The sequence below is a fragment of the Chroococcus sp. FPU101 genome, assembly GCF_017312365.1.
Taxonomy (GTDB): Bacteria; Cyanobacteriota; Cyanobacteriia; order Cyanobacteriales; family Microcystaceae; genus Chroococcus.
This window is the reverse complement of record NZ_BLJI01000063.1, coordinates 1-12,865: the sequence shown is the minus strand read 5'-3', so window position 1 is coordinate 12,865 and position 12,865 is coordinate 1. Positions and strand designations below refer to the sequence as shown.

The 12,865-nt window shown below is 37.8% G+C and carries 8 protein-coding genes; 4 read left to right on the top strand and 4 right to left on the bottom strand.

The annotated features are described in order from the left end of the window. Nucleotides 1–106 precede the first annotated feature (106 nt). On the top strand, nt 107–1,615 hold the full coding sequence (locus tag CFPU101_RS24000) for an AAA family ATPase (RefSeq protein WP_307730480.1): 1,509 nt from the start codon (nt 107–109) through the stop codon (nt 1,613–1,615). A gap of 85 nt (nt 1,616–1,700) precedes the next feature. Here CFPU101_RS24000 and CFPU101_RS23995 read toward each other — a convergent pair whose 3' ends face one another. The 4 genes from CFPU101_RS23995 to CFPU101_RS23980 are packed head-to-tail and all read right to left on the bottom strand — an operon-like array spanning nt 1,701 to nt 10,687. Next, nucleotides 1,701–2,492, bottom strand: coding sequence for a hypothetical protein (locus CFPU101_RS23995; protein WP_206818238.1), 792 nt, complete (start codon nt 2,490–2,492; stop codon nt 1,701–1,703). Nucleotides 2,493–2,552: 60 nt separating this feature from the next. Continuing rightward, complete coding sequence (locus CFPU101_RS23990; protein ID WP_206818235.1) at nt 2,553–6,770, bottom strand: helicase-related protein; 4,218 nt, start codon at nt 6,768–6,770, stop codon at nt 2,553–2,555. 16 nt (nt 6,771–6,786) lie between these two features. Then, a complete protein-coding gene (locus tag CFPU101_RS23985) occupies nt 6,787–7,473 on the bottom strand; it encodes a phospholipase D family protein (protein ID WP_206818233.1) in 687 nt (228 codons plus the stop codon). A gap of 4 nt (nt 7,474–7,477) precedes the next feature. Beyond that, on the bottom strand, nt 7,478–10,687 hold the full coding sequence (locus CFPU101_RS23980) for a type ISP restriction/modification enzyme (protein ID WP_206818231.1): 3,210 nt from the start codon (nt 10,685–10,687) through the stop codon (nt 7,478–7,480). Between the two features lie 504 nt (nt 10,688–11,191). Between CFPU101_RS23980 and CFPU101_RS23975 the strand changes: the two genes are divergently transcribed. The 3 genes from CFPU101_RS23975 to CFPU101_RS23965 all read left to right on the top strand — a co-directional run bounded on the left by CFPU101_RS23975 (nt 11,192) and on the right by CFPU101_RS23965 (nt 12,512). Continuing rightward, the gene (locus CFPU101_RS23975) at nt 11,192–11,683 is read left to right on the top strand and encodes a hypothetical protein (RefSeq protein ID WP_206818229.1); all 492 of its coding nucleotides are present in this window, start codon (nt 11,192–11,194) and stop codon (nt 11,681–11,683) included. Nucleotides 11,684–11,909: 226 nt separating this feature from the next. Continuing rightward, the gene (locus CFPU101_RS23970) at nt 11,910–12,200 is read left to right on the top strand and encodes a hypothetical protein (RefSeq protein ID WP_206818228.1); all 291 of its coding nucleotides are present in this window, start codon (nt 11,910–11,912) and stop codon (nt 12,198–12,200) included. A 105-nt stretch (nt 12,201–12,305) separates the two neighbouring features. Next, nucleotides 12,306–12,512, top strand: coding sequence for a hypothetical protein (locus tag CFPU101_RS23965; protein WP_206818227.1), 207 nt, complete (start codon nt 12,306–12,308; stop codon nt 12,510–12,512). The last annotated feature ends 353 nt before the right edge of the window (nt 12,513–12,865 follow it).

Genomic DNA, 12,865 nt, shown 5'->3' with positions numbered 1-12,865 from the left:
TTTTTTTTTTTCAAGCAGAAGACGGCATACGAGATATTGGCGTGATGGAGTTCAGACGTGTGCTCTTCCGATCTGACTTTTGCAAGAAGTCTACTGTTTCCTACCCTTGCCTGAACTGGTCAAGGCGACGGTGCAATTACTCAGTACCAACAACCATTCTTCTGAACCAGAGGCAGTCAAAGCGATCGTTGAAGGGATGACCTCAGAAAAAATGCTAATCATCGACAAGGGCGAAGGAGGGATGCCTTTATGCTACAAACCGACTTTCTTCCATACCGAACAGAACTTAGCACAGCTTCTCTTATCCCATTTATCACGTCCTGTAGCCATTGACCCAGAGCGAGTCAAGAACTGGATTGAGCGTTTTACGCAAGCCAAAGGAATGCAGTTATCTCAACAACAACTCGAAGCGGTGGAGATGGCAGCCAATTCACGAATTCTGATCCTGACTGGTGGCCCTGGAACAGGAAAAACCATGACAACGAAAGTGATCACGGCTTTGTGGAAAGCAATGGGTAAGACGTGCGCGAAGCGTGCCTACGGCATCGCACTGGCTGCCCCGACAGGACACGCCGCCAAACGACTCAGTGAAATGGCGGGACTCGAAGCAAAAACAATTCACCGCTTGCTCGAATTCGATCCCGCGACTCGTGGTTTCAAACGAGGATTAGATAACTTACTGCCTTGTGATGCACTGATTGTCGATGAAGCTTCGATGCTAGATCTGTTTCTGGCACACTCACTCATTAAGGCGATCCCGCAGAATCTGCAACTGCTCATCGTTGGCGATACTGATCAACTTCCTTCTGTCGGGCCAGGAAATGTCTTGAGAGATTTAATCGAATCAAAACGAATTCCCGTTATTCGACTCACTCAGGTTTTTCGACAAGCGGCTAGTAGTGCGATCGTCAGAGTTGCCCATCAAATTAACAAAGGTCAGTATCCTCAACTCGAAGCGATTTCTAATCAACCGCAGTCGGATTGTCTGTGGCACAATGGCGGAACTGAGCCAGAACATGGCGTACAAGTGATTGGTGAACTGCTACAAGGCTTGATCCCTCAGCTTGGTTTTAATCCTGCCACTGATGTTCAGGTACTTTGCCCAATGACAAGAGGAATTGTTGGAACTCGTAATCTTAACGGAGTACTTCAACAATTACTTAATCCTCCTAGTTTGACTAAAGCCGAAATAACTAGGGGTGGCATGGTTTTTCGAGAAGGAGATCGCATCATTCAACTGAAAAACGATTATGATCGTGAGGTCTATAACGGCGAGTTAGGAACGATTACTCGAATTGACCCAACTGAACAGGAAATGGTCATTGAGATTGATGAGAGAGAAGTTGTTTATGATTATGCTGATCTTAATGAAATTACCCTAGCCTACAGCATCACGATACATAAGAGTCAAGGCTCTGAGTATCCAGTCGTCATCTTACCTTTGTATTTACAGCATTATGTGATGCTCTCTCGTAATCTAATTTATACGGCGATTACCAGAGGGAAAAAGCTGGTCATTTTGGTGGGGTCGAGTAAGGCGATAGCGATCGCTGTTAAACAGCAGAACGAGCAACAACGTTATACTCGATTGAGGGAAAGGCTAAGTTACAATTGAAAAAAAAATTAGCCACTCTCGAAAAATGGCTGGACAAAAATCTAGAGGAGAGCCAAAAAAGTTAGACACTCATTCAAGACAGCCTTTAATCGTTCCAGATCGAGATCCAATCGATTAATAAAAAGGCAAAAACAATTTGTAATGTTAGATAAGCTAAGAATTTTTGCCTCCATTCATCAGTTGAAGCATCCAAATCCAACAATTCGGGCATGGATTCTAGGATTTTCGGATGACACAGACAACAGCAAAGGCGATAACGAATTTCTAGCATGGAAGGCGAATCTATAAAAAGATCTAGAGCTTCGCTGGTAATTTGAATGTGGAGTTTCCAGTCGCGTGAGCGTTTTTTGAGAAAAGTTTCAATTGTTTTTTTCATCGAAGGAGAAATTGCCACTCGTTCATCATTCGACAAAATTAAATCAGAGCAACGAGGCAAGGTGCTATTAATAATAAAATCATGATTGCACTTTATAACTTCTTGCCCATATTGGACAATTTCTTGAAACATTTTGACTCGTTTAGTGTCAGCCACATAAGACGACCAATGCTTGAAATTAAAAGCTAGGCTAGTTTTTAGGTACTTCCAAAGGCTAATCTTTAGTTGACTTAAGCGTTGTCCACGTGCGATCGCATTTTGGGCAATTACATTTTCGTTATCATATTGACCAACTCTAAGTTCGCAAACTGATATTTCTGCAACAGCTTTATGATGAACAAAAGCATCAGGAATAATAATGTTTCCTCTCTGATGAGTTTTTCGCAAGAAGACGGGTTCTCCACATTCAGGGCAGCGCAGAAACCCATGATAGTCTGGATAGTTTGCTACTTTCGCCTCAATTAACTCTCCACCGAGTTTGACTAATTTCGCGTACCTCATTTAATAACCGATAAACAATGATTTCTAATTACTATCATCTTGGCAGAAAAATTATTGGTTTTAAATTCGTACCAATAAAGAATTTAGTTTAAAACTTAGAGAAGTAGCTTTAATCGTTTGATAATCTAACAGACTCAAAACAGCAGTATCGTTAACTAATTTTAAAAGGAAGTCTGCATCTTCTAATTGGCTACTATCTCCATCAGTAAAATCTTTTAATAATTTCTGTACCGCTTTCATTTCTCGATGTTGACCAAGTTTGGATAAAGTTGCCCTGATTATCACTTTATCTATACCTTGAGGTAATTCAGTAATCGTCACTAATCGTTTTTGAAGAAGAGAAATTCGTTGAGATGTAACCGCCACATTTTCAGTTGTTTCAGGCATTTCGAGTTCTTCTTGATATGACTGTTTTAAGAACAACAACTTTTTATACAGTGTATTTGAGAGTTCAACAACCGTTGAAGCAGGTAACGTTTGATTCATTTGAGGTGTTTTAAAGCCAGTAGCGATCGCTAATCCGTAAGAATCTTGTTCACCTGTTAAGTCATTCCAATAAAGCGTTGTTTGTTGGTCTGTTATTGGTTCACCATTAGGCCCAAAATAATTAACGGTCAAAGTAGCTAGTAAAGTTGGCTCAGAGCCATCGCTTAAACCAACAGCCATCGGGTTAGGTTGATAATTTTTTCCCATTCGTTCAATCAGTTTAGCGACTTCCTCGCAATGAAGGATTTCATGTTGAGTAATCAAATCTCGGTTAGTTTCACGTTGGGTTAAAAATTGCTCTTGCAAATGTTCTTGTTCAAAACTTCTTACATTGACAAGACTATGGATAAAGTTGACATATCCAGGTAACACTTCGTCATCAAATAAGGTATCACCGTAAATAGATGCACCCAAAGGATCTAAAGTCGCAATCGGATTTATACTTCCACCTGTTGTCGCTAATTCAGGTTGAGCTAATTCCCCGATCAGTTTTTTATGTAGGTGATTGAGACGAGTTGCTTGTCTCAACAGTTGACTTTGGCTGTTAGCGTAATAAATAGTAATGTATTCAACTGGAATTTTCTTTGGACGATCAATTCGACCAATACGTTGTTCTAAGACCATCGGATTATAGGGAAGGTCGATACAGATTAAATAATTGGCATCTTGCAGATTTTGACCAACGGATAAAGTTTCTGAGCCGATGAGAACGGAGATTTGCTCATCTTGATTGGGATAATCTTCGGAGGTGCGACAGGTAGCATCTGGCGCAAATCGACGAAAGAGTTCAAGCCGTTTTACTCCAATTTCTCGATCTTTAAGATAAAAATTACTATTCGCGTATTTAACAGTTTGATGGTCATCGCAATAATATCGTTTTTCACTCCCGATCGCCATGCCAATCCCTGCATCAGCAATAACTGGATCTTTGCTTAGATAACGGTAATAATCGATAACTGTATCGGAGAAAACAGAGATTAATAAAACTTTTTGTCCTTGAGTGACTAATTCTTTAACTTTATTTTTGACTTGTTCACGTTTATGATCTTTGACAAACTCAGTCTCCAATAGCTTTGCTATCTGTGCAAGTCGTTCTAGATCGCGATCGCAGTGATCGAAAAGAGTCTGAAAAATTTCTTGTACTTTAGTTGGCTCGGTACTTAGTGCATCAGTTGCATTATCAATCGCACTGATTAACTGTTGACGTTGTTCGGATGAATCGGCTTCAGGTTCATCATTATCGTCTTCTTCTTCCCATTCTTCACCATAATTGATCAATTCAGGTTGTTCTTTTGCTTTAGAAGACTCAAAGCCATAATGAATCAAAAGAAATTGACGTAAGCCATCAATATCTTGCTCCACATTACTCAATCGCTCTTTAACTAATTCAATCCGACTTGAAAAATTACGAATTGTTAAACGTAGGGCATACATACTTGATTCAGCCCGTTGTAAGAACATCCGTCGTTGGTTATTCAGTAGCGATCGCCTCTCGACCGAGCCTGTCAAATAACGGATGGGGTCGGCGGAAGGAATGTATAAACTATCTTCAAATTGAGTAAAAATTTCTTCTAAGGCTTGTTCGGTAGTCGGTTCAAATTCGACAGGTAGCCATTCGGCGATTCGTTTAGCATAGAGGTTTAAGTCTGGAGTCGCATCAATAAGCATCTTACGGGTACGCTGCAAGAATAGCTCTCGATAGGTTCGACGGAAGATTAGGGTATTGTCGGTAAAGTTCTCTAACCCTGTCTCACGGTTCTCAAACCACTGAGGGACTTCACTTGGAAAGTTTAAATTCTTAAAACCATCAGGTTTGCTCAGGAAAGGGCTAAGGAGATTGTAAATATCTTCTCGTCTATTGTTCCAGGGTGTTGCGGTCAGAAGTAAATAAAAACGCTCTCGGTTATTGGCACGATCTTGATTGCGGATGTCCAAACAGGTTTTGTGGATACGGTTGTTATAGTTACGGATTCCTTCATGAGCTTCATCGATAATAACTAGATCTGGCCCACCATAGCGGTTGAAGTTATCGACAAAGGCTCCCTTTCGACTCATTAAGTTCTTGTTGTATAGCTCATACTCATTGTCCTTAAAGCCGAGAGTTTCCATCTCCCGATTCCAGTTATCATGAAGTTTACGAGCAGCAATGATGGCAATTTTAACCTGTCCTTTTTCTTCTCTTGTTAGTCGAGCTACTGCCGCCGCCAGTCGAGTTTTACCTAAACCAACCGCATCAGCACAGACCGCCACACCAAAATCTTGTAGAATTCGGTAACAATGTTGTGCGCCTGATTTTTGGTGTTCAAATAATAATCCTTGTTCGATGTACTCATCTAGTAAATTACTGGGCTTGACTTCCCACAAATGGCGACGCTGCATGGCCAGAGAGTAAATAAAATCTTCAGGTGTTCCCTGTTTTCCTTCTAAAATTTGTGCGATCGCTTCTCGATATCCTTCAATTTCTGGGTAGTCTGGGATTTGTAAAGGTTGACTGATCTCGATTGGAATTGGGAGTCCGATTGAGTAAGTCTGTTTGTTAGTTACTAAAGTAAGGTGGGTAATAGTTTGAGAGGGATGATCGAGCGCGATTGTCACCTGAATGTCTAATTGATTTTGAGTATTTTTAGATAAGGTGAAGGTAATTAAATCATTTTCTGGGATGGAAAGTGCTGTGATGTCTTGAAGGTTATGACCAGTGATTTTTACTATTACGGATTCTCCAGCCCTCCATTCATGGGGGGTAACTGTTTTGATGATGGGTTGAGTGGCTTTAAAACGACGTTCTTTTTCAAGGAGAATTTGGTTTAGAAACTCATGACTCAAGTCAAAAACTTCAGAAGAAGTAAACCATTCTTGGTCAAATGTAGCGATCGCCTCTTCAATGGCTTCTCCATCTAACTTATCGTTCCAGTAGAGGAAGGTGATACTCTCAGCATTTTTGGAGTGAGCCGCTAAAGTAAAATTATCTGATCCGTCATGCTCGATGTGGTTGCCCAAGTGATCACTGAGAATGCCCGTCTTCTTATGGTAGATGGCTCGATTCGGCTCCATTTTTACCATTTTGATCTTTAGGATCTCCAAGCGTACCAGTTCGGCTAACAACTGAGTGCTGTTGAAAGTGTTCTCCTCTAGCTTTGAGAGGAAGGTTTGAAGCGATCGCTTAATGTACTGTTCCCGATACGTTGGATCGTACAGTTTTTCTAATTCCTTAACATCCCGTTGATCGGTAAAACCCTGCCAGTCCATCAGTAGACGGATTTCCCCTTCGTTACGGACTAAACTTTCTAAGGGTTCAGAGTAAAGTTTGAGGATGCCACTGTTAAAGAAAGCGGTACAGCGTCGGTAAAGCTTTGTCTTTTCTAAATAAGCACTTAAAAAAGCCCGATATTTGTCGAGGTCGTTGGGTAGAGTAAACTTGCGCCGTCTTTGTAATTTTATTTCAAGAAAGCTTCCTGCTAGTAAAGTTTCTTCCTTTTGGGCATTGATTAACTCTAGGAAATTGGCGATGACTGACACTCGACTGGTACGCAGGAGGGTATTACTGGGTAAGTTCCCTTCTCGTTTGGGGATGTACTCATAAACGATCGCCTCATTGATATCGATCCGTAGCAGTTTGTAAGTTGATTGTTTATTACCAAAGCCAATGAAGCTGATGATATTATGGAGCAAATTATCAGCATCACGGTGTTTGAAAATAAGCCAATACTGATTTTCAATACCCTTAACTTTCTCAGTTAAGTTGTAGTAAGGACGTTGCTGTTGGATGTATTTGGCGATGACGGTTTCTATCACTGGTTTTGCTACTGTGCTAAATTGTTAAACTTTCTGGCCACAGAAAGTAGGGGCCAAATTTTTTACTCATTCTAAATTCGCCACCGATTTCTTTACCTTTGGCGGTAAGGTAATGCTTTCTTTCTTTTAATTCCAGATATCCCATCGTTAGAAGCTTTTCTAAAAGATGGTCGGTTTTCAAGCCAATCTTTCTAGCTAGTTTTGAGGTCGTTAATTTGCCTGTTGCTTCTTCAACTTCCTCTTGTTGATTGTTAATAATTTTCTCTAGTGTTATCTTTACTTCTTCACTGATCCGAATAATTCGTTGTGCCTCTTCATAAGCATCTTTGTATAATTCATTGTCGGTAGAGCGATCAATGAAGACACCCATCTCATTATTGTTAATCTGGCTAAATTCATAGAGGTTGAGGCTAGTGATAATGCAGCTATCTTCGTTAAGGTAACATTTGGCATGAAGGTTTTTGCAAAAACTGGTACGGATATAATTTAATTCTTTTAACCAGTTAATTTCTTCGGGTTGTAAGTCATTTTTTCCATAAATTAAACGAATATCGATTTTAAGGCGGTTTTTATCTTCTAGCAGTTCTTTGATGCGCTCATTTAATTTCAAGAAGGGGCTAATCAAGATCAGCTTGTCATGGGTTGATTTGATTAATTCCTCTAAAAAATAGTTAGTAGCACTGGTCGTTAAAAATTTAGCCATTTTTTTACTCGATTGGAAAACTGGGAATAGCATCATCAATTAATTGCATCAGTCGTATCGTCTCTTGTAAGGCAACGACGATTCTCTGGTAATGCAGGATGTCTTCATCACTTAACTGTCTTCCCTTACGGTCTTTGAGCCACTTTTGACAAGGCTGATAGCCTCCAACGTAAAAGTTCCATACCTCTTCAGGCAAACCCACGAAGCGATCGCCCTTTCTGTTGATGATGACTGTACCAGCAATATATTTAGGATGTCCTGGATCTACAATAGAGTTACCGCCTTTTTGCTCAAATCGAGTGATAAGGCTATCTAGTAGTGGTGATTCCATCAGGTGAAGCTGTACTAACTGTTCACCGTATTCGGCGAGTTGGATAAATAAGTCGTTGTCACTGGTTAAGGGAACACGGGGAAAGTCAATTTTTAGAAATTCGGCGTAACGAGCGCGATACGTAAGCGAGTGGAAGATAGCATAGATGTAATAAAAGATTTCTTCTGGTGTGGGGGTATAGCCAAGTTTTGAGGTGATGTCGCTAAGGAAATTTTGGGAAATATTAGGAATTTTTTCTCTTTCTAAAAGAGAATTATGAAAAATAGCTTCATAATTTTGAAGATTTGTATAAACATATAATGGAAAAAGATAAGACCTTTCTTTACTTTCTGATGAAAGAGTACAATCAGTAATTAATGCTGATGTTGCAGTAACGTGAGTAAATTCTCCATTAATCTGGCGCGTTGTTGCAAGACTCAAATTATCTTCTAACAGCATATGACGCATAACATCCCATGCAGGACGGCTAACTAGGTAAGGGTTGTAGTAAAGCCAACGCTCATCAAATGGTCGATAAAGGCAAGTGTGTATATATAAATCATCGAAAGAAGTATTTTGTCTGCGAGGTAATAATCTATAGCTCGATGAATCTTTAACGTTATATTTTTCTGAAAAAGGAGGTTTTAATCCTTTATCTGTATAAAACACTTTTATTTTCTCTGACAAACTATTACTATCTAAATCAAAAAATAGCTCATCTCTATCTGTTTTGATACCATATGCTTTGCTTTCAGCAGAAAAAATTTCTTTTATACTGTGTCCTTGACAATATTCTTCTATATTTTTGAAAGATTTATTAGTGTAAAAGTACAGAGAACCCAAACAAGAATTAAATTCAATATCATCAATATTTACAGATAATATTGATGAAGTAGTCTCACTTGATAATTTAGCTTCTTTTTCTTTTAGTGTTCCCAAAAGACCTACATAAGATAATTTTACTTTGCTTTCTCGTATGGGCTTGCGAATAAATGTTCCTATGGCTACACCAGTTCTGATTCCAAAAATATTGCTATCAAGTAAACCATTGGGAGATTTTTCTTTTTTATAGAAATTACCATGTAAATCAGTTATATGTATTTCCTCAAAACTTTGAAGCAAACTTTTTCGCATAACACGATGTGTTATTCCATCTAGATATACATGATTGGTGATAAATGAAAGGATTCCATGACCAGTGCGTGCTATTTTCCACTGCGCCCAACACATAAATTTCATAAAATCATCCGGATTCCATTTCTGCTCCTCTGGAGGTTTCCATTCTTGAACTAAATTCTTAATCCATACTCCATTATTCATCCCTCCAAAATTGGCGTATGGCGGGTTGCCTATAATAACCATGATTGGAGTTAATTGCTTTACTTGCATTGCTGCGTCTCCCTCAGCAGCAATAAATTCTTCAAAAGGAATTTCTGGTTTATTTGATGCAGATTCTATTAAAGAGTCTGTTAAATAAACTCTTAATCGCTTACCACTATTAAATTGATAACCTGTCTCCTCCAAAAACAATCCTAATTTAAGATGAGCAATAGCATAGGGAGCCATTAACAACTCAAACCCAAATATTCGGGGTAATAATCGCTCTTTTACATAACCAGTCCACGAGTTATCAGCTAACCCTTCTGTCAAAACATCTGGTGACTCGTGAAATCGTTGATAAATTAGCTTACAAATCGACAATAAAAATGTCCCTGTTCCACAAGCTGGGTCAAGAATCATTACCTCTGGGTCAGCCAAACCCAGTGGTTTATTAAACTTATCTTTCAACAATTCATCTACCGACCTTACCATATAAGAAACGACAGCTTCGGGGGTATAGTAAACTCCTCGTAATTCCCTCATCTGAGGTTTGTAAGCAGCTAGAAAATCCTCATAAAAACGGATGACAATATCCTCTTGGTTAAAGTTGCTGCGGAAGTCTACCAAGATTGCGTCCATCTTAGCGGCCCTGAGAATAGCGATCGCTTCTAAAATCGAATCAGCTAACTCGTCTCCTAGTTCAGAAGCAGGTTGTTCAGAGATATCTTTAAATAGCTGGCGTAGGAATGGATTGGTTTCGGGTAATTGTTTCCAAGCCGTCTCTCTATTAAAATCCAAATGTGGGTCTTTGACAAAGCTAAAAACTCTGGCTGTGAATAAACCATAGGCGATTGTCTGAGCGTAGATATCGGCAAAGCTGTAATCTTTTTCATCATTTGATGTTAGTTTTAAGTTGGGTAGTAGTTCTTTTTGAAAACTGTCTAGTAACTTATGCAAGTATCCATCTTTCGATTCAGCTTTGTACATTAAAGGAATTGCTTTTTCGATGTCACGGGTTACTCTAGCTAACTCGATCGCTAATTCTTTAGCTGTTTTAGTCGGTTTGCAGAAAATCCAGTCAATCTGTGGAACACGACTAACAATTGATTCGGTTACTCGATCAGTTAATTCAAGGGATTCTTGCTTCAGTCGATTAATTCTTGCTTGTAAATCTTCTTCATTCCAGCCAAGAGTTTGAATGCTACGTTGTCTTAATTTAGATTCGGTTGGCAAAACAAAAGCCCATCTTCCCCGTTTCTGTTGCGTTGGGAGTAGTAAATACATTACGGGTTGATCTTCAGCGACTCGTCCTAAATAATGCTTACGGATTATTGCATCGTTTTTGTCAGAGGAGAGAAACTTTCTTAGCTCATCATCTGAGCGATCATTTAATTCATCATAAAAGCTGACGGCGATCGGACAAGTAACGGTCGCTTCTTCTTGATCCTTTCCAGAACGTAAAAACCAAAAACTAGAGCCTTTAGGATCTTTTTGTTTAATCGGATAATTCAAGATTTGTCGAAGTTGTTCAACTTGTCTTTCTTCAAACTGATTTTCTGGTGAGTATTGTACTTGAGCGACCATTAATCGAGATAATCCTTGCTAATCGTTGTGTTCTCTCTTATTAGCTAGAATTCCCTTTATTCAAAATAAATAACAATAGTTATTGTTAAATAATGTATTGCTATTAATTTTTTATTTAAGTAGATTTACTGAACAATTTCAGTAAATTTAAATTAAGTTGTTGTAATTCCGTATTTTTGAGGATGATAAAAATTTTGAAATTATTCACTGAACATAATTAAAAATTTGTAGAATTTACTAAAAATTTTGGGAACGATAAGCTTATTAAACTTGTAAGATGTTCTAACCATGAAACGATTATTGATAGCTTGCCTTATTTCAACTTGTCTCCTACTAACAGTATTTTATCTAGACTGCCACCAAGCCAAAGCTGCAACTTATAAAAGTTACAGCTTACCCAAACCATTTTAGAGACATATTTATACCTGTCTTATAAAGCTAAATTAAGCTTTATTTTGTCCTTAAAATTGATCTAAATTCTTAAAAAGAAGAGAGTTCATGTTTATGATGCTTACCACCCCTAAAGTAATTGATAACACCATCAAGGATTTATTGCGCTTTCTTAAGATTAAACAATCTAGTAGTATTAGGCTTAAACTGTCAAAATTGAAAAACTTCAATCCAGAACCGAAGAATTGCCATCTTAATACTTACATACAAAGCCAAATTGAGGGTGGAGCAATTCAATATGGTTGGGTTATTTGGCAAGACAATCTTACTGGAAGCACTGAAGCGGAGTTCCACTCAATTTGGAAAAATCAAAAAGGTGAGTTATTAGACATAACACCACGAGTTGATGGAGAAAAAAAGATTCTATTTGTTCCTGATTTTACTCGTGAGGTTTACTTTACAGAGAAACAAGGAAAACTAATAATTAATACTTATGACAATGTACGGCTATTTTATGGTCATCTATTAAACGAAGTAATCCCGATTCAACGAATTCTCACATCCGCTTTAATTGATGAATTTAGATTGCTAAGTCACTTTAGATGAAATTAGAATTACTGTCTACCGAGGTAATTGGTGTAGGCAAGTTTATCCATAGTGTTTCTCCTTTAGATCTACTTTGGCAAAGACTTATAGCTATTACTGTATTGCTCAAACACTTCTGTCAATGCACCTTATATTCAATTTTAAAAGAATTACCAAAATCTGTTATTCAACTTTAGCTTTTTGGGAATTATACAATCATAGTCTATCTAATTGAGCAATAAAAACAATGATGAAACTTCAGCCCGAAACTGAAAAGACTCTTTACCAGTGGCTAAATACGGATACATGGCACACGAAACATCCTTTAGATATGAAACGTTGGTACGATTTTGTTAACCAGTATCGAAAAGATCATGGATTCTCACTTGATGAAAGTAGTTTGCAAAAAATTATTGAGTCTAAACTTAATGTGTCAGGTATAGATCTTAGTAAAAATGAGGTACTACAAAAAGTTATTGAGGAACGAATTAGTCTAGCCTACAATATATTAGATTTTTTGAAACATACTGGACAATAAAAAAGAAATGTTAAGCAAATTATTATTGCTAAGTCTTTGCTAATATTTTTTATATAAATAACGTGAGTTCAAAAAAAGAACAAGATAAGGCAAGAGCGTTTTAAAATGATTAAATTGGTTAGATGGAAACGAACTTTACTAATTACTGGAATTTTAGGAATTCAAGGAATCTTTATTGTGTGCTATTTTTTATTGTTTATTTTTCAAAGGAATTGGTGCGGGTACGTTCTACCCGATGGCAGCCAGAAAATTTTCTTTGGTAAAGAACTGTGTCTGGAACTGCATCATCAGAATTTACCACCAATTAATTGATTTTGTAATCTGTTTTAATCGAAGAATCGAGAACATAACTATTTGAGGATTGCCTGATCGTTACTTCAGCATCATCCTCTAATTCTTTCAGCAGTTCCTCACTCCAAGCATTATCTTTTACACAACGTCCACAATATATAACAAATAAAGCTTTATTTGTTATATATTCTTTCTACAACAATATTAGAACAAATCTTTTTCTTATCGTTTGAACTTAGACAAAATACTTAAAAACTCATGTACCACTTTTTTTGAAGAGTTATAACATTTTTCTGCACTATAATGTTCAATGCAGAGAATCCCAGATTGTTTAAACCAAGCATCTTTTTCTTTATCTTTCTCGTATCTATTTG